The 18,017-nt window shown below is 64.1% G+C and carries 14 protein-coding genes; 8 read left to right on the top strand and 6 right to left on the bottom strand.

Annotation, left to right across the window (positions count from 1 at the left end; genetic code table 11):
• Positions 1-213: 213 nt before the first annotated feature.
• The 4 genes from BUA38_RS05305 to BUA38_RS05290 are packed head-to-tail and all read right to left on the bottom strand — an operon-like array spanning position 214 to position 7,049.
• Positions 214-2,277 carry a hypothetical protein gene (locus BUA38_RS05305; RefSeq protein WP_072817023.1) on the bottom strand — a complete coding sequence of 688 codons (2,064 nt, stop codon included), beginning with the start codon at positions 2,275-2,277 and terminating at the stop codon, positions 214-216.
• A 4-nt stretch (positions 2,278-2,281) separates the two neighbouring features.
• A complete protein-coding gene (locus tag BUA38_RS05300; RefSeq protein ID WP_072825843.1) occupies positions 2,282-5,086 on the bottom strand; it encodes a DUF4159 domain-containing protein in 2,805 nt (934 codons plus the stop codon).
• Positions 5,086-6,030 carry a DUF58 domain-containing protein gene (locus BUA38_RS05295; protein WP_172805982.1) on the bottom strand — a complete coding sequence of 315 codons (945 nt, stop codon included), beginning with the start codon at positions 6,028-6,030 and terminating at the stop codon, positions 5,086-5,088. Before BUA38_RS05295 ends, BUA38_RS05300 begins: the two co-directional genes overlap by 1 nt.
• The gene (locus tag BUA38_RS05290) at positions 6,030-7,049 is read right to left on the bottom strand and encodes an AAA family ATPase (RefSeq protein ID WP_072825842.1); all 1,020 of its coding nucleotides are present in this window, start codon (positions 7,047-7,049) and stop codon (positions 6,030-6,032) included. Before BUA38_RS05290 ends, BUA38_RS05295 begins: the two co-directional genes overlap by 1 nt.
• A 459-nt stretch (positions 7,050-7,508) precedes the next feature.
• Between BUA38_RS05290 and BUA38_RS05285 the strand changes: the two genes are divergently transcribed.
• Genes BUA38_RS05285 through BUA38_RS05270 form a run of 4 tightly spaced genes read left to right on the top strand, consistent with a single transcriptional unit; the run spans position 7,509 to position 10,301 of the window.
• The gene (locus BUA38_RS05285) at positions 7,509-8,120 is read left to right on the top strand and encodes a DUF1285 domain-containing protein (RefSeq protein ID WP_072817021.1); all 612 of its coding nucleotides are present in this window, start codon (positions 7,509-7,511) and stop codon (positions 8,118-8,120) included.
• Between the two features lie 8 nt (positions 8,121-8,128).
• On the top strand, positions 8,129-8,788 hold the full coding sequence (locus BUA38_RS05280) for a CoA pyrophosphatase (RefSeq protein WP_425304944.1): 660 nt from the start codon (positions 8,129-8,131) through the stop codon (positions 8,786-8,788).
• Complete coding sequence (locus BUA38_RS05275) at positions 8,785-9,048, top strand: DUF6111 family protein (protein WP_072817019.1); 264 nt, start codon at positions 8,785-8,787, stop codon at positions 9,046-9,048. Before BUA38_RS05280 ends, BUA38_RS05275 begins: the two co-directional genes overlap by 4 nt.
• Positions 9,045-10,301, top strand: coding sequence for a CCA tRNA nucleotidyltransferase (locus BUA38_RS05270; protein WP_072817018.1), 1,257 nt, complete (start codon positions 9,045-9,047; stop codon positions 10,299-10,301). The genes BUA38_RS05275 and BUA38_RS05270 overlap by 4 nt, the downstream gene beginning before the upstream one ends.
• 19 nt (positions 10,302-10,320) lie before the next feature.
• Here BUA38_RS05270 and hemF read toward each other — a convergent pair whose 3' ends face one another.
• Positions 10,321-11,208: an oxygen-dependent coproporphyrinogen oxidase gene (gene hemF, locus BUA38_RS05265; RefSeq protein ID WP_072817017.1), complete on the bottom strand. Its 888-nt coding sequence runs from the start codon at positions 11,206-11,208 to the stop codon at positions 10,321-10,323.
• A 10-nt stretch (positions 11,209-11,218) separates the two neighbouring features.
• Positions 11,219-11,689, bottom strand: coding sequence for a tRNA (cytidine(34)-2'-O)-methyltransferase (locus tag BUA38_RS05260; RefSeq protein WP_072817016.1), 471 nt, complete (start codon positions 11,687-11,689; stop codon positions 11,219-11,221).
• 303 nt (positions 11,690-11,992) lie between these two features.
• On the opposite strand from BUA38_RS05260, the gene petA reads away from it, so the two are divergent.
• The 4 genes from petA to BUA38_RS05240 all read left to right on the top strand — a co-directional run bounded on the left by petA (position 11,993) and on the right by BUA38_RS05240 (position 18,013).
• Positions 11,993-12,523, top strand: a complete 531-nt coding sequence (gene petA, locus BUA38_RS05255) for a ubiquinol-cytochrome c reductase iron-sulfur subunit (RefSeq protein WP_156898920.1) — start codon at positions 11,993-11,995, stop codon at positions 12,521-12,523.
• A 69-nt stretch (positions 12,524-12,592) separates the two neighbouring features.
• Positions 12,593-14,650 (top strand): cytochrome c1, encoded by a 2,058-nt coding sequence (locus tag BUA38_RS05250; RefSeq protein ID WP_072817014.1) that lies wholly within the window; start codon positions 12,593-12,595, stop codon positions 14,648-14,650.
• Between the two features lie 290 nt (positions 14,651-14,940).
• On the top strand, positions 14,941-15,615 hold the full coding sequence (locus BUA38_RS05245) for a dienelactone hydrolase family protein (RefSeq protein WP_072817013.1): 675 nt from the start codon (positions 14,941-14,943) through the stop codon (positions 15,613-15,615).
• Positions 15,616-15,856: 241 nt separating this feature from the next.
• Positions 15,857-18,013, top strand: a complete 2,157-nt coding sequence (locus BUA38_RS05240) for an anthranilate synthase component I (RefSeq protein ID WP_072817012.1) — start codon at positions 15,857-15,859, stop codon at positions 18,011-18,013.
• Positions 18,014-18,017: the final 4 nt, after the last annotated feature.

The following is an 18,017-nucleotide window of genomic DNA, read 5'->3' as shown; positions in this document are numbered from 1 at the left end:
CAGGGTTTCAGCCGTGGCGGCATCTTATCCGAGCCGGCCATTGGGTCAAAGGTAGCGTGGGCAAGATTGTGGCTGCCGGCCGCTCATTTTTGATCCAACTGACGTCAAATCTCGCGGTCGTCGATTAATTATGGCTATCGGCCAGGAGCTACTTGGTCGCCTCAGGTGCCAAGCCGTTCCCGCGTCCCAGCGTTGTTAAAGGACGCGATGTCATCAATGCCCCTCGCGCAGCCAGGTCGCGGCGAAAGCGCCGAGCAGCAACAACAGCCCGATCAGGCCGGCAAAGACCGGCAAGACGCCGACGCCGCGGACCACGCTGGCGTCGCGCATTTTCACGCCCATCCAGCCGTCGCCGCGGAAAATGCTGGATGCATGAACCGGGACGATGCGCGGCAGGTCGATGCTGGAACCATCGACCACGCGGCGCACGTCGCCGCCGGTCGATCGCGCGAGCGGCATCAGCGTTTCGGTGGTCGAGGTGACTTCGGAAAATTCCTTCGGATTGGTCGGGCCGACATTGATGAGCGCCTTCAGCGTGCCGTCGGTGGCCTGCCACAGGCCAAGTTCGTTGGCCGGCATGTTGGCCGTCCACATGCCGGGCTCGCCTGCGCTTAAAGCAAGTTCGCGCGTGGCGCCCGAAGGCGAGGTGACCGTCACCGGCGAAACGCTGTCGGCCATGGTCTGACGTTGCACGACGAGGTCATGACCACGCACCTGCAAATGCAGCGCTTCTTCGTCGAGCTCGGGCTGCTTCATCAGCCAGTGCGACATCCGCCGCAGCAGGTCGAGATGCGGACCGCCGCCTTCATAGCCGCGCGCCCACAGCCAGATGTGGTCGGACAGCAGCAGAGCGACGCGGCCTTCGCCAAAGCGCGACAGCAGCAGCAGCGGCTTGCCGTCGGCGCCGGTCATCACGGGCGGGCTGATCGCATTGCGCGTATCGACCGTGCGGAAGAAGCGGCTCCAGTGCGGCGGGTCGCTGTTGGCGCCTTCCAGGCCCCGCGTCACCGGATGGCGTTTGCCGACGTCGCTGAGTGAGGCATAAAACGGCTTCTCGGTCACGCCGACCGGTTCTGCCGGCAGCACCGAGTCGAGCGGCGTGCGCCAGATGCTCGTCGATGACGCGTAGTCGGGGCCGGCCGATACCAGCACCGCTCCGCCGGAGCGAACATAGCGCGCGATATTGTCGAAATAGGCGATCGGCAACACGCCCTGGCGGGCGTAGCGGTCGAAGATGATCAACTGGAATTCGTTGATCTTCTGCTGAAACAGCTCGCGCGTCGGAAACGCGATCAGCGACAATTCGTTGATCGGCGTGCCGTCCTGTTTCTCCGGTGGCCGCAGGATCGTGAAATGCACGAGGTCGACGCTGGCGTCGGACTTCAACAGGTTGCGCCAGGTTCGTTCGCCCGAATGCGGCTCGCCGGACACCAGCAGCACGCGCAGCTTGTCGCGCACGCCGTCGATGGCGACCACCGCGCGGTTGTTGACGAGCGTCAGCTCGTTTTCGAGCGGCGAGGCCTCGATCTCGACGATGTTCTGGCCTTCATGCTTGATGTCGATGTCGACATTGACGGTCTGGCCGCTGACGACATTGCGTTCGTTGATGGTCTCGCCGTCGACGCGCACCGCGACCTTGGCGCGCTGGCCGGTGACGCCCTGATCGTCCAACCTATAGGTGATGGTCTGGACCTGACCAACGATGCCAAAACGTGGTGCGGCCGTAATCGCAATCCGGCGATCGCGTTCGTCCTTGCGGCCGGTGATCAGCGCCTGCAGCGGAGCCTGGAAGCCGAGCGCGGTGGCGTTGGCCGGAATATCATGCACGCGTCCGTCAGTGATCAGGAAGGCGCCGGCGACGCGATCGACCGGCACGTCGGACAGCGCCGAGGAGACCGCTCCGAACAGCTTGGTGCCGTCGGTCTCGCCGTCGGCCTGACCGGCCTCGACCACGCGGACTTCGAGGCCCGGAATTTTCTTTAAAGAATCGACCAGCGCCTGCTGCGTACGGGCAGTCTCATTGGTGCGGTCGCCGAAATTCTGGCTCGGGCTCTTGTCGACGACGACGGCGGCGACCGACGAGAGCGGTTCGCGTTCCTCGCGGGTGAAAGAGGGGTTGGCGAGCGCCAGCAGCAACAGGCCGAGCGCCAGAAGACGCAGCCACACGCCGCGCGCGCGGCCCACAAGCAGCAAGACCGCCACCACGACGATCGCCGCCAGCGCCGTCCAGAGCACCGGCGAGGGGATCAGCGGGGTAAAGACGATGCCGTAATTCATGGCGTCATTGCCCCAGCCGTTCGATCAGGGCCGGCGCGTGCACCTGGTCGGCCTTGTAGTTGCCGGTCAGCGTGTACATCACGATGTTGACGCCGGCGCGGAAGGCGAATTCGCGCTGCCGCGGCTCGCCCGGCGACAGCGGCAGCATCGGCTGCCCGTCAGGCCGTATCGCCCAGGCGCCGGCGAGATCGTTGGAGGTGATGATGATCGGCGAGACGCCGTCACCGCCCCGCGCCGGATGCGAGGCGCTGTCTTCGTCCTCGTCGCGCGGCAGGGCTTCGACCCAGGTCTGGCCGCCGTCGAAGCGGCCCGGGAAGTCGCGCAGCAGATAAAACGTCTTGGTCAGGACGTGCTCGCGTGGCACCGGCTCGAGCTCGGGCACGTCGAGCGAGGAAAGAATTTCGCGTAAGCTCTGCATGCCCGGCGTTTGCGATGCGCCGTTGTCGCCGGGCGGGGCCTCGATGGCATCGCGGGTGTCGAACAGCACCGTGCCGCCCTGTTTCATGTAGGCGTCGATCTTGTCGATGGCCTCGCGCGCCGGCTTCGGGGCGCCCGGCACGACCGGCCAATAGATCAGCGGGAAAAAGGCGAGCTCGTCATGGGCCGGATCGACGCCGACGGGATCGCCGGCTTCAAGCGCAGTGCGTTGCGCGAGAAACAAGGTGAGACCGGACATTCCCGCCTTCACGATCGAATCGACGTCGTTATTGCCGGTCAGCACATAGGCGAGGCGGGTCTGGCTCGTGGCCTTGATGGCGAATTCGTCGGTCGTGCTGTCGGCTTTCGTCGGAGACGGCAGGCCGAGCGGCAAGAGCAGCGCCAGCAACAGCGCAGCCGGCGCCGCGCGCCGCCGCAACAGGCTTGCGATGCCGCCGCCGAGCAATGCGACGATGATGGCGTCGATCAGGAACAGCGCCAGCGCCGACGACAGCAGCATGCCGCGCAGGTCGCGTGGCTCGGAATTGGTGTAGCTTGCGCGCCTTGCGCGCAGCGACGACAGATCAAGCGGCGTGATGCGGTCTGTCGCGGCAAGCGTATTCACCGCAAGCGGGCCATCGGCAGGGCCGTAAAATCCGGGCGGATGGTCCGGTGTCGCGTGCTCGCGGAAATCGGCTTGGATCGGTTTGGCCGTCGAGGGCGGCGGTCCGAACGCGCCGAAGCCGTCGAGCGTGCGCAGCGGCGCCACCGTCTCGGCATTCGCCTCCGTCGTGGCGCCCGGGGCCGGACCCGACGCATAGCCGGACGTATCGACGATCCGCCGCAGCATTTCGACGAAAGAGCCCGACATCGGCAGGTCGGACCATTTCATGTCGCCGCTGACGTGAAACAGAGCCACTATTCCCTTGCCGCGGCGTTCGCCGGTAACGAGTGGCGTGCCGTCTTCCAGCGACGCCCAGCTCTTGGTTGGCAAGACCGCGTCGGGCTCGGCCAGCACCTGGCGGTTGACAGTGACGTCCTTCGGCACGGCAAGGCCGGCAAACGGTCCGTCGGCGGCGAAGGTTGCGAGATGTTGCGGCTTTTCCCAGGTCAGGCTGCCGCCAAGGCTGCGGCCGCCACGGCGCAGTTTCACCGGCACCAGATCGTCGTCGGCTTGCGCGAGGCGAGGACCGGCAAAGCGCACCAGCACGCCGCCGCGTTCGATCCAGGCGTTGATCCGTTCGCGAATTTCCGGCGACAGGGTGCCGACATCCGCCAGCACCATCATCGGCAGTTTTTGGTCGAGAAATTGCGAGATCGCCTGCTGCGGCGCGCCGCGGTCCCCCTGCCGCACGTCGGCGAACGGCGCCAACGCCCGCGCGAGGTAGAACGTCGAAGCCAACAGCGGCTGCGCGGTGTCGCTCGTCGCGCCGGAAACCACGCCGACGGCGCGGCGGCGCCATCGCTTGTCGAGCAGTTGAACCGCGCCCGCCGAGTGCTCGCCCGAAATTTCGAGCCGCGCGATGTCGTTGCGCAGTTCGACCGGCAGGTCGAACGATGCCTCGGTCTCGCGATCGCCCGGCGCAAACGCAAAACGCGCTTCGCCGACCGGTGAACCCTTCTGGTCGAGCCCGCGCACCACGCCGCTGGTAACGCCGCCGTCGGCGCGGAGCACCTTCACCGTCATCTTGGCCGCCGCATTTTCGGCCGCCGCCAGCGCCAGCGCCGGCGGCGTGCCGCCTTCAAACACCGTGAGCGCGCGATCGCCGACGACCTTGTTTAAGCCCTGCAGGAACTCGGGCCCGCGCAAGCTGTCGACGCCATCGGACAGCCAGACGAGGTCGCACTCGCCGGTCGCCTTCAGGAATCGATCGATGATCGGAAGCGTCTCGGACCGATCGATCGAATAGGGTTTTGGCGAAAGCTGGCGCAAGGCGACGCGCGCCGTACCGCCCGGCATGATCGTAATATCGCGCGTCGGCTCCGACAACGGGATCAGGGCGATGCCGCGCCGGTCGTTGTCGGCATTGGAAATCAGTTCGTCCGCGGCTCGCACCCTCGCATCCCAGGTCGAAGCCGCGCTCCAGCCGTCGTCGATCAGGATCGCGAGCGGCGCACGTGAGGCGGACACGCCGAGCGGAGGATTCCAGATCGGTCCTGCGGCGGCCAGAATGATCAGCGCGGCGGCGGCGAGGCGCAGCGCCGTCAGCCACCACGGGGTGCGCGAGGGCGTCTCTTCCTTTGGTGCGATGTCGAACAGCAGCCGGGTCGGCGGAAACTCGATCCGCCGCGGCCGTGGCGGGATCACCCGCAACAGCCACCACAGCACGGGCAGGCTCAAAAGTCCCAACAGCAGCAGCGGCTCGGCAAAGGAAAGCGGCAGGCCTGCGATCATGCGCTGCGCCCCGCTTTGACGATGACGCCGAGCGCCGTGCCCTTGCTGACCATCATGCCCGAATGCAGGAACAGCAGCAGCTCAGCCGCCGAACGGTTGGTGGTGTGGGTGGAAAACAGCCAGTCGAGCTTGCCGGTCTCGAGGCGGATTTGCTCGCGATGCAGCGCGACGCGCTCGACATAATCGCTGGCCCAGCGTTCCGCGCGGCCCGCGACGATGATGTCGCCGCCTTCCGGTTCGACAAACTCGACGCGTCCCGCGTAGGGAAAGGTTTCTTCCGCGGGATCGACGACCTGAATCAGCGTGCCGTGCGCGCCTGAGGCCGACAATGTCGCCAGCATGTTGCGAATTTCGCCGATCGGCGACCAGAAATCCGACAGCACGACGATTTCGGAAAGTGGCGACGGCACGAAAGAGGGCGGCAGGCTCAGCCGCGTCGCATCGTCGTGCAGCATCGCCTGCGCCATCTTGTCGATGATGGCGCGGCTTGCCGTCGGACTGACGAGACCGGGAATGCCGACCCGCTCGCCGCCCGCGACCAGCAACTCGGCAAGCGCAAAGGTGACGATCAATGCGCGCTCAAGCTTGCTGTCGCGCGCCTCCTTTGACGCAAAAGCCATCGATGGGGAACGGTCCGGCCAGATCCATATCGTGTGTGCGGCCTCCCATTCCTGCTCGCGTACATAGAGATGGTCGTCACGCGCCGAGCGGCGCCAGTCGACGCGCTGCGCAGGTTCGCCGGAAACGAAGCGGCGGTATTGCCAGAAGCTTTCACCGGCGCCGGCGCGCCGGCGCCCGTGCAGGCCGTGAATGACGTTGGCTGCGATCCGCCGGGCTTCCAGCACAAGGCGCGGCAGCGATGCGGCGAGCGTTCGGCTTTCGCCATCGGCACGTCGGACTGCTGCGATCTCCTTTGCGCTGTGCTCGGCGGCTGTGGCCATCAGCCGATCCGTGTCTTCAACTGCTTGATGACGTCGGGAATGCTGCGGCCTTCGGCGCGCGCGGAGAAGGTGAGCGCCATGCGGTGCTTGAGGATGGGTTCGGCAAGATCGAGCACGTCGTCGACCGAGGGCGCCAGGCGTCCGTCGAGCAGCGCGCGGGCGCGGACGGCGAGCATCAGCGATTGGCTCGCGCGGGGTCCGGGTCCCCAGGCGATCAGCTTGCCGGCTTCGCCGCCTTCCGGGCTGGGGCGCGCCGAGCGCACCAGCGACAGGATCGCCTCGACGACGGAATCGCCGACCGGCAGACGCCGCACCAGCCGCTGCGCCGTCAGCAGTGTCTCGGCATCCATCGCCGCTTTCGGTGCGGTTTCTTCGGCGCCGGTGGTTTCGAACAGGATCCGCCGCTCGGCGTCACGGTCGGGATAGTCGACGTCGATTTCCATCAGGAAGCGGTCGAGCTGCGCTTCCGGCAGCGGATAGGTGCCTTCCTGCTCCAGCGGATTCTGGGTCGCGAGCACGTGGAACGGCTTCGGCAGGTCGTGGCGGGCGCCGGCTACCGTAATGTGCTGTTCCTGCATCGCCTGAAGCAGCGCCGATTGCGTGCGCGGGCTGGCGCGGTTGATTTCGTCGGCCATCAGGAGTTGCGCGAACACCGGGCCGGAAATGAAACGAAACGAACGCTTGCCGGAATTGCTTTCATCCAGCACTTCCGCGCCGAGGATGTCCGAGGGCATCAGGTCCGGCGTGAACTGGATGCGCTTGGCGTCGAGCCCGAGCGTGACGCCGAGCGTTTCGACGAGTTTGGTCTTGGCAAGGCCGGGCACGCCGATCAGAAGTGCGTGACCGCCGGAGAGGATCGTCACCAGCGTGTTCTCGATGACGCGATCCTGACCGAAGATGACGGTGGCGATGGCTGCCTTGGCCGCGCGGACCTGGCCGGCGACTTGTTCGGCCGACCGGACGATGACGTCCTCGAGCTTCTCGACACTGCCTGAACCGACCGAGTCTGCGCCAGCCATTCCGTTCTCCTTCAAGCTCAAGCCTAGTGGCCCTTTGATTCTAACATTCGCATTCCTTCTCAGCGGCCACTTTGCGAATGTTAGAATCAAAGGGCCACTAGCAAACATATGTTTCTAGTGGAGTTTAGGATTTGACCTTCGCTTTTGAACTCGCGGCTAGGCAGGCAGCGAATGTCAAATCCACTCCACTAGTTTCCATCCGGCACATGCTAAACTCTCGGCAACGCCGTGTATTCGTTCAATTATGCTATCCCCACATTATCGGTCTTTCGGGGTCGGTGCGGCATCACGATATGGCGACTTTGTTCGGGGAAATACGGCCGAATTTGCTCAAATCGTAACGCTGTGATGCCAGCAATCGGATATTTGTTCAGGTATTTATTTGCCTGCACCAATCGTGCCAAACCAAGCATCCGTTAATGCGTTCCTATATTGGAACGTTCAACCTCTCGGCAAACCATGGCGAAGCAAGGGCGGGAACCGGTTCGAAGTCTTGAAGGCCTGACTGCGGCAGCGAAGGGCGCCGCAAACGCCGCTACGCCCGGAAAGGGCCTGCCTCCGGTGCATCTGTGGAATCCGCCCTTTTGCGGCGATCTCGACATGCGAATCGCAGCCGACGGCACCTGGTACTATATGGGCACGCCCATCGGCCGGCCAGCTTTGGTGCGCCTGTTTTCGACCATTCTCAAGCGCGAGGACGGCAAGCACTTCCTGGTGACACCGGTGGAAAAGGTCGGCATCCGTGTTGACGATGCACCGTTTCTGGCCGTCGAAATGCTCAAGGAGCAGAGCCAGGAGGGCTGGTCCCTGCGCTTTCGCACCAACGTGGACGACTGGGTGGCGTGCGATTCCGCTCACCCATTGCGGTTTGAAGCGTCCGCCGCCGGCGGACTGACGCCTTACCTGCATGTCCGCGCCGACCTCTGGGCGAAAGTCACGCGCGCGCTCTATTATGATCTGGTTGACATCGGCGAGGAACGGATGGTCGATGGTCGCGAGATGTTCGGGGTCGCATCGTCAGGTGTGTTTTTTGCGATGGCGGATGCGGAAGCGGTAAGGGGCGCACTTTGAGTGAGGCAATGGCGGTGAACGATCCCGCCGCAATCAGTTCGGCGGAGTTTTTCGATCGGGCCCGTGCGCGGCTGCGCTTCGACATTCCCCCGGGGCTGACCGATCCGGATGAAATCCCGGCCAGCGGCGATCGGGGCACCGACCGCATGCTTGCGATTCTGTCGCGCGAACAGCCGATTCGTCCCGCGGCCGTCTTGATTCCGGTTATCGATCGTCCGGAGCCAACGGTGCTGTTGACGCAGCGCTCGGCGCACCTCAACGACCATGCCGGTCAGATTTCCTTTCCGGGCGGCAAGATCGATGCGGCGGATGCTTCGCCGCTCGATGCGGCGTTGCGCGAGGCGGAAGAGGAGGTTGGCCTTACCCGCCCATTCGTCGATCCGATCGGCTATCTCGATCTGTATGGAACGAGCTTCGGTTTTCGCATCCTGCCGACGGTGGCAAAGGTCAAACCCGGCTTTGATCTGCGCATCAACGCCGCGGAAGTCGACGATGCCTTCGAGGTGCCGCTGGCGTTTCTGATGAATCCGGCGAACCACCAGCTTCACAGCAAGGAGTTCCGTGGCGTGGAACGCTTCTACTACGCCATGCCCTATAACGAGCGTTACATCTGGGGCGCGACCGCCGGTATCCTTCGCGTGCTGTACGAACGGATCTTTACGCCATGATCCGTCAGGCCCTGACCGAGATCGGAATTTTTCTGATCCCGTTCGTGGTCTACGCGCTGTTTTTGATCGCGACCCGTTCCGGACTGCTGATACGGTCGTCCTGGCCGGTCGTCATCGTCGGAAGATTGCTGCTCGGTTCGCTGCTGCTTGTCGTCGTCAGTTTGATCATGCTGGCCCAGTTTTCCGGCGCACCGCCCAACTCGACCTACGTTCCCGCCCATATCGAGAACGGCAAGCTCATTCCCGGGGTCGAGAAATGAGTAGCATGCGCCGACTGGACGATGCGCCATGGCTGAAATCAGGTCCTGCCGCGCGCGTGCTCGAACTGCTCAATACGGACGGCGAGGAAGCGCGCGTCGTTGGCGGCGCGGTCCGCAACGCGCTGCTTGGCCGGCCGATCGGCGATATCGACATCGCGACCACCGCTTTGCCGGAAGAAGTCACCCGCCGCGCGAAAGCGGCCGGCATCAAGAGCGTGCCGACCGGCATCGAGCACGGCACGGTGACGCTCGTGGTCGACGCCGTGCCTTTCGAGGTCACGACGCTGCGCGAGGATACCGAGACGTTCGGACGAAAGGCGAAGGTCGCATTCGGCCGCGACTGGGTGCGCGATGCCGAGCGGCGCGACTTCACCATCAACGGACTGTCGGTCGACGCCCAAGGCTGCGTTCATGACTACGTCGGCGGCCTCGAGGACATCGCGGTGCGGCGCGTGCGCTTTATCGGCGAACCTGCAAGGCGGATCGAAGAGGATTACCTGCGCATCCTTCGCTTCTTCCGCATTCATGCGGCGTACGGTGTGGGCGAACCCGATCGCGCGAGTTACCTTGCCTGCATCAGTGGACAAGCCGGCCTTGCGAGCCTGTCCGCGGAACGTATTCGCGTCGAAATATTGAAACTGATGGTCGCCGATGGCGCCGTCGTTGCCGTCGATGCGATGGCAGATGGCGGACTGTTGCTGCCGATCTTTGGCGGCATCGCCTATACCGGGCCGTTTGCGAAACTGATTTCGATCGAGCATGCGCTGGGTCTGGTGCCCGATCCGGTCCGAAGGCTGGGCGCGCTTGCGGTCGCCGTCACCGAGGATGCGAGACGCCTGGCCTCGCGGCTGCGGCTGACCAATGCTGAGACCAAAGCGCTGGATTCCATGGGCCATCGCTGGTGGCGTCTTGGCGGAATGGACGAGGCGCGTGCCAAGCGCAGGCTCTATCGTCTGGGCGAAGAGCGTTACCGCGACCGCCTGATGCTCGCCTGGGCGCGCTCGGGCGAGGGCAGCGACGATGCGTCATGGCGCGAACTCGCAAGCCTGCCGGGGTACTGGAGCGCGCCGAAATTTCCGCTGAAGGCCGCTGATTTTCTGGCGCGCGGCCTGGCGCAGGGACCTGAACTCGGACAGGCGCTGGCGCTCGCCGAAGATGCCTGGCTCGCCGCCGATTTCCCGCTCGACCAAGGCGCACTCGATGCGATCGCCGATCAGGCCGCAGCCCGCGTGACCCGCGAACGCAAGCCGTAAAATTCACGCTGCGAAGGCCTCAGGGCCATTTCACTTCGGGCGGCATCGAGGAGAGGATCGAGTCCACGTTGCCGCCGGTCTTCAAACCGAAAATGGTGCCGCGGTCGTAAAGCAGGTTGAACTCGACATAGCGGCCGCGGCGGATCAGTTGCTCCTCGCGATCGGCCTCGGTCCACGGCGTCGCGAAGTTGCGCCGTACCAGTTCCGGATAGATATTCAGAAATGCACGGCCGACGTCTTGCGTGAAGGCGAAATCAGCGTCCCAGTCGCCGGAATCGTGATGGTCGTAGAAGATGCCGCCGATGCCGCGGGGTTCGTTGCGGTGAGGCAGGTAGAAATACTCGTCGCACCACTTCTTGTATTTGTCGTAAGGCGCCAGATGCGCATGGGCGTCGCAGGCTGCTTTCATCGCCGCGTGGAAGGCGATCGTGTCGGCATCTTCCTGGGTGCGCCGCCGGCTAAGTACCGGCGTCAGGTCCGAACCGCCGCCGAACCAGGCCTTGGTCGTGACGATGAAGCGCGTGTTCATATGGACCGCGGGGATGTGCGGATTGCGCAAGTGGGCGATCAGCGAAATGCCCGACGCCCAGAACGCGGGATCGTCGGCAGCTCCAGGGATCTGCGCGCGAAACTCGGGCGCAAACTCGCCGTGAACGGTCGAGCAATGCACGCCGACCTTCTCGAACAGCCGGCCGTGCATCATGCCCATCACGCCACCGCCGCCGGGTTTTCCGGCGGCGTCGGTGCGCTGCCAGGGCGTGCGGACGAAACGGCCGGGGGCGCCGGCGTATAGGGTGGCCGGCGCTTCGTCTTCCAGCCGCTCGAAGGCGGCGCAGATGTCGTCGCGCAAGTCTTCGAACCAGGCTCTCGCCTGTGCCTTCCGTTCATCGAGCTTGGAAATATCCATTCACGAGACCTCAGTCCGAAGTGTGCGCCGGCGTGGCGCCGGTCTGCCGAAGCGCTTCGCCAAGCGCCACGGCGGCGGCCATTGCGACATTGAGCGAACGCAGGCCGGGCCGGATCGGGATCACGACCCGCGCATCGGCTGCTTCCGCCACGCCTTGCGGAACGCCGGCACTTTCCCGCCCGAATAACAAGATGTCCGACGCCTGATAGCGGAAATCAAGATATGGCGTAGCGCCCTTGGTCGTGAACAGAACCAGGCGATGACCGGCGGAGCGGCGCCATTCCTCGAACTGGGTCCAGGAATCGTGGCGCCGCCAGTCGACCTGGTCGAGGTAGTCCATCCCGGAGCGGCGAAAATTCCGATCCGATACCGCAAAACCCGCAGGCTCGATGATATGGGCCGCGACGCCCATGCAGGCGCAAAGTCGCAGAATCGTGCCGGTGTTCTGGGGGATGTCAGGCTGGTAGAGCGCGATCTGCATTCGATTCTACAGTGGGTGTGCCAGGGGCGGGTTGTCATGTCGATTTCATAAGGGGATCCGCCGCCGGGATATGCGAAAAAATGCCGTGTTGCGCGGAATTAGTGCATTGCACGCGGGGCAGCCGATAGCGGGCTTGCGCTATTCCGGCAAGGGTGCCAATAGAACGATTCTGGACTGTTCCTTATCTCCGATGGGGTCGGAAAAAGGCAGTCATTTCTGCCGCCGCGGGGGTCGCGGGCGCCGGCAGCCTCCCGGTCACCGGGGCGGTTCCACCGGCGGTAAGCTATGAAAGGGTTTGGAATCGTGACGACAGCGTCTTCGGCGGAACATCCGACACGCCGTGATTTCCTTTTCGTTGCAACGGGCGCCGCAGCCGCCGTCGGTGGTCTGGCAACGCTCTGGCCGTTCGTTTCCCAGATGAATCCGGACGCCTCGACGATCGCGGCCGGCGCGCCGATCGAAGTCGATCTGGCGCCCATCGCCGAAGGGCAGGACATCAAGGTGTTCTGGCGCGGCAAGCCGATCTACATCATGAACCGCACCAAGAAGCAGGTCGAGGAGGCGCGCAGCGTCGCCGTCGACAGCCTCAAGGATCCGGCCTCCGACGAGTCCCGGGTCAAGGCGGGTCACGATCAATGGCTGGTCGTCATCGGCATCTGCACCCATCTCGGCTGCATCCCGATCGCGTATGAGGGCAACTACGACGGCTTCTTCTGCCCCTGCCACGGTTCGCAATACGACTCCTCCGGTCGTATCCGCCAGGGGCCGGCGCCGGCCAACTTGCCCATCCCGCCCTACACATTCGTTTCCGACACTAAAATCCAGATCGGCTAAGGCCCGGGCGCTTCCGCGCCCCGGACCTTAACGCCTGTCACGTCGTCTTAATTCCCTAGGGATCGCAGCATGAGCGGACCATCCGACTTCCAACCCACCAACCCCGTGATCAAGTGGATTGAACGGCGTCTTCCGATTTTCGGCCTCGTCCATTCCTCTTTCGTCGCCTACCCGACGCCACGCAACCTCAACTACTGGTGGACCTTCGGCGCCATCCTGTCGCTGATGCTCGGCGTGCAGATCCTCACCGGCATCATCCTGGCGATGCATTACACGCCGAATGCCGATCTCGCCTTTCGCTCGGTTGAACTGATCGTCCGCGACGTCAATTACGGCTGGCTGCTGCGCAACATGCATGCCGCCGGCGCATCGATGTTCTTCTTCGCCGTCTACATCCACATGTTCCGCGGCCTGTATTACGGGTCGTACAAGGAACCGCGCGAGGTGCTGTGGATTCTCGGCGTCATCATCTACCTCTTGATGATGGCGACCGGCTTCATGGGCTACGTGCTGCCGTGGGGCCAGATGAGCTTCTGGGGCGCCACCGTCATCACCAACCTGTTCTCCGCGATTCCCTATGTCGGCGACAGCATCGTGACGCTGCTCTGGGGCGGCTACTCGGTCGGCAATCCGACGCTGAACCGGTTCTTCTCGCTGCACTACCTGTTGCCGTTCGTGATCGCGGGCGTCGTCGTGCTGCACGTCTGGGCGCTTCATGTCGCGGGCCAGAACAATCCGGCCGGCGTCGAGGCGAAGACGGAAAAGGACACCGTGCCGTTCACGCCCTACGCCACCATCAAGGACATGTTCGGCGTTTCCTGCTTCCTGATCTTCTACGCCTGGTTCATCTTCTACATGCCGAACTATCTCGGCGACGCCGACAACTACATCCCGGCCAATCCCGGCGTGACGCCGGCGCACATCGTGCCCGAATGGTACTACCTGCCGTTCTACGCGATCCTGCGTTCGATCCCGAACAAGCTCGCAGGCGTGATCGCGATGTTCTCGGCGATCATCGTGCTGGTTTTCCTGCCCTGGCTCGACAGCGCCAAGACGCGTTCGTCGAAGTATCGGCCGCTCGCCAAGCAGTTCTTTTGGATGTTCGTGGCCGTCTGCATCGTGCTCGGCTATCTCGGCGCCCAGCCGCCGGAAGGCATCTACGTGATCCTCGGCCGCATCCTCACGGTCTGCTACTTCGCCTACTTCCTGATCCTGTTGCCGCTGCTGTCGCGGATTGAAACGCCGCGGCCGGTGCCGAACTCGATCGCCGACGACGTGCTTGCCAAGTACGGCAAGAAGGTCGCCTCGGTCGCGGTCGCCTTTGTGATTGCGGGCGGCCTGATTGCCGGCAGCGCGCAGAACGCAAAGGCCGAAGAACAGGAAACGCCGCCGTCGCAAAGCTGGTCATTTGCCGGTCCGTTCGGCAAGTTCGACCGCGGCTCCCTGCAACGCGGCCTGAAGATCTACAAGGAAGTCTGCTCGAACTGCCACGGGCTGTCCTACATCTCGTTCCGCAATCTCGCAGATGCCGGCGGCCCCGGCTATTCGGTGGCGCAGGCGGCGGCGTTCGCGTCCGAATACAAGATCAAGGACGGCCCGAACGACGCTGGCGACATGTTCGACCGGCCCGGCCGGCCGGCGGACTATTTCCCGTCGCCATTCCCGAACGAGCAGGCGGCCCGCGCGGCCAATGGCGGTGGTCTGCCGCCGGACCTTTCGCTGATCGCGAAGGCACGTTCCTATGAGCGCGGTTTCCCGAAGTTCATCTTCGACTTCTTCACCCAGTTCCAGGAGCAGGGGCCGAACTACGTATCGGCGGTCCTGCAAGGCTATGAGAAGAAGCCGGCTGATGCGAAGCTGCCGGAAGGGACCTACTACAACAAGTATTTCCCCGGTCACGCGATCAAGATGCCGAAGCCGCTGACCGACGGACAGGTGACGTTTGACGATGGTTCGCCGGCGACGCTGAAACAATATGCGCACGACATCTCAACCTTCCTGATGTGGGCGGCTGAGCCGAAAATGGAGGCCCGCAAGCAACTCGGCATGCAGGTGTTCGTGTTCCTGATCCTGTTTGCCGGCTTGATGTACTTCACCAAGAAGAGGGTCTGGGCCGACGCGCACTGATCCTTTGCGGTCACGAATAGAAAAGCCCCCGGTTCCGGGGGCTTTTTTGTTGGCTGCGTGTCCCGGACCCGGCGCAGCGCTTTTGCGCTGCTCCGCAGAGCCGGGACCCATGTTTTTACGACCTTGGGCCCCCGGATCAGCAGCGCCCCACGCCGCTAGACATAGCGCGTCGAAAGACGCGCGTGAACGCGCTTATGGCGCTGCGCAGCATCCGGGGCACGTCTCCGACACGAAGTGATTTGCGTCCGATGTCGCCTGCGGACAGAATGTCGGCGACCACTGGAGGAAACATGGGCACCAGCATCGCTTTCAAACGTCCCGACGGCAAGGAAGCGCACGGCTATCTCGCCAATGCAGCCAAGGGCGACGCACCGGGGGTCGTCGTGATCCAGGAATGGTGGGGGCTTCAGGACCAGATCAAGGGCCTGTGCGATCGCTTTGCGCGCGCCGGCTTCGATGCGCTGGCGCCCGATCTCTACAAGGGCACGGTGGTGCCGTATCACGACACGGATGCCGCCGGCAAAGAGATGAACTCGCTCGACTTCATGGACGCGACGACGCAGACGGTGCGCGGGGCTGCGCAATATCTGTCGCGCAACGGCGCCAAGGTCGGCCTGACCGGCTTCTGTCTCGGCGGCGCGGTCACCATCATCGGCGCGACCAAAATTCCGGAACTTGCCGCCGGCGTGGTGTTTTATGGCATTCCGCCGGAGGCCGCCGCCAAACCTGCGGACGTGAAGATTCCCTTGCAGGCGCATTTCGCCAGCAAGGACGACTGGTGCACGCCGCAACTGGTCGATGGCTTCGAGAAGGCGATGAAGGAAGCAGGCAAGTCGCTCGAGCTGTTCCGCTATGACGCCGACCACGCCTTCGTCAACGAGCAGCGGATGTCGGTGCACGACCGCAAGGCGGCGGAACTGGCGTGGGAACGAGCGACCACGTTCTTCCGCAAGCACTTGGGCTAGGGCTTTCAGCCTCCCGCGGCGGAAGTCTCGCGCCCGTTTACCCTTGACGGGCGTGAGCGGCCATGGTGAGTAACCGGCCATGAGCACCGCCGTTTGCCCCTCACGTCGTTGGTGGCGCACCTCTTAAAAGAGGTGGCCGGTGCGATTTTGCGTTAACTTTCATCGCTCAAGGGCCGCCATCGCAGGCGGCCTTCGTTTGTCCTGTGTGGCGTTCCCTCAGCAACTTTCGTAAGAGGATCACATGAACAGGACCGTTTTCTCCCTGCCTGACCGGAGCGAGTACCGCACCCGCGGCGGTCTCCTGGTGCGGCGTTCGGTCGAGCATTTCTCGGGCGGCGCCAGCCGGCTCGACGACCTGATCGAACTGCTCGATCGCCGCCGTGGCGTGGTGCTGTCATCCGGCACGACGGTGCCGGGCCGCTACGAGAGCTTCGACCTCGGCTTTGCCGATCCGCCGCTTCAATTGCAGACGTCAGGTGTGGACTTTTCGCTGTCCGCGCTCAACGCGCGCGGCGAGGTCCTGATCGCTTTCCTCGGCGACGTGCTCTCCGACGCCAGCGTGGTCATTACCGGGCGTACCGCCAGCCGTCTTTCGGGGCATATCCTGCGCGGCGATGCGCCGGTCGATGAGGATCAGCGCACCCGCCGCGCCAGCGTCATGTCGCTGGTGCGTGACATGGTGGTGGCCTTCGGCTCGAACGACGATGCGCTGCTCGGCCTGTTCGGCGCCTTTGCCTACGACCTCGTATTTCAGATCGAAGACCTCGTGCAGAAGCGCAAGCGCGAGGACGACCAGCGCGACATCGTGCTGTTCGTGCCCGACCGACTGCTGGCCTACGATCGTGCCACCGCGCGCGGGGCGGTCCTGAGCTACGAGTTTGCCTGGAACGGCAAGTCGTCGGAGGGGCTGTCGCGCGACACATCTGACAGCGTCTATGCGCGCACATCCCGGCAGGCTTTCTCCGACCACGCAGCCGGCGAATATCAGGCGACCGTCGAGACCGCGCGCGCCGCTTTTGCCCGCGGCGATCTGTTCGAGGCGGTGCCGGGGCAGCTGTTCGGCGAGCCGTGCGCGCGTTCGCCGGCCGAAGTGTTTCAGCGGCTTTGTGTGATCAATCCGTCGCCTTACGGCGCGCTGATGAACCTCGGCGACGGCGAATTTCTGGTGTCGGCCTCGCCGGAAATGTTCGTGCGTTCCGACGGACGGCGGATCGAGACCTGCCCGATTTCCGGCACCATTGCGCGCGGCGTCGACGCCATCGGCGATGCGGAGCAGATCAGGCAACTGTTGAATTCGCAGAAAGACGAATTCGAGCTCAACATGTGCACCGACGTCGACCGCAACGACAAGGCGCGGGTTTGCGTGCCCGGCACGATCAAGGTGCTGGCGCGGCGTCAGATCGAGACCTATTCGAAGCTGTTTCACACCGTCGATCACGTCGAGGGCATGTTGCGGCCGGGCTTCGATTCGCTCGACGCGTTCCTCACCCACGCCTGGGCGGTCACGGTGACGGGGGCGCCGAAAAAGTGGGCGATGCAGTTCGTCGAGGACCATGAGCGCTCGCCGCGGCGCTGGTATGCCGGTGCGATCGGCGTGGTGAATTTCGACGGCGGCATCAACACCGGCCTCACCATCCGCACCATCCGCATGAAGGACGGTATCGCCGAGGTGCGCGTCGGCGCGACCTGCCTGTTCGATTCAGATCCTGCCGCTGAAGATCGCGAATGCCAGGTCAAGGCGGCCGCCCTGTTTCAGGCGTTGCGCGGCGATCCGGCAAAGCCGCTGTCGGCCTTTGCGCCGGATGCGACCGGTTCCGGCAAGCGGGTCCTTTTGATCGACCACGACGACAGTTTCGTCCACATGCTGGCGGATTATTTCCGCCAGGTCGGCGCCAGCGTCACCGTCGTCCGCTACGTCCATGCCCAGCAAATGCTGGAGAGTGGCCGTTACGACCTGCTGGTGCTGTCGCCCGGTCCGGGAAGGCCGGAAGATTTTGGCATCGCGGCCACGATCGATACGGCGCTGGCCAGGAAGCTGCCGATCTTCGGCGTCTGCCTCGGCGTGCAGGCGATTGGCGAATATTTCGGCGGTCAACTGGGGCAATTGCAGCAGCCGGCGCACGGCCGGCCGTCGCGGGTGCAGGTGAGGGGCGGGCGGTTGATGAAGAACCTGCCCAATGAAATCGTGATCGGGCGGTATCATTCGCTTTATGTCGAGCGCGACAGCATGCCGGATGTGCTACAGGTAACCGCAAGTACCGAGGATGGCGTGGCGATGGCGCTCGAGCACAAGACGCTCCCGGTGGCCGGCGTGCAGTTTCACCCGGAATCCCTGATGTCGCTCGGCGGCGAAGTAGGCCTGCGTATCGTCGAAAATGCGTTCCGGCTCAATGCATGACAAT

The sequence above is a fragment of the Bradyrhizobium erythrophlei genome, from assembly GCF_900142985.1.
Lineage (GTDB): Bacteria > Pseudomonadota > Alphaproteobacteria > Rhizobiales > Xanthobacteraceae > Bradyrhizobium > Bradyrhizobium erythrophlei_B.
Note: the sequence above shows the minus strand (reverse complement) of the source record. Positions and strands in the feature narration are given on the sequence as shown.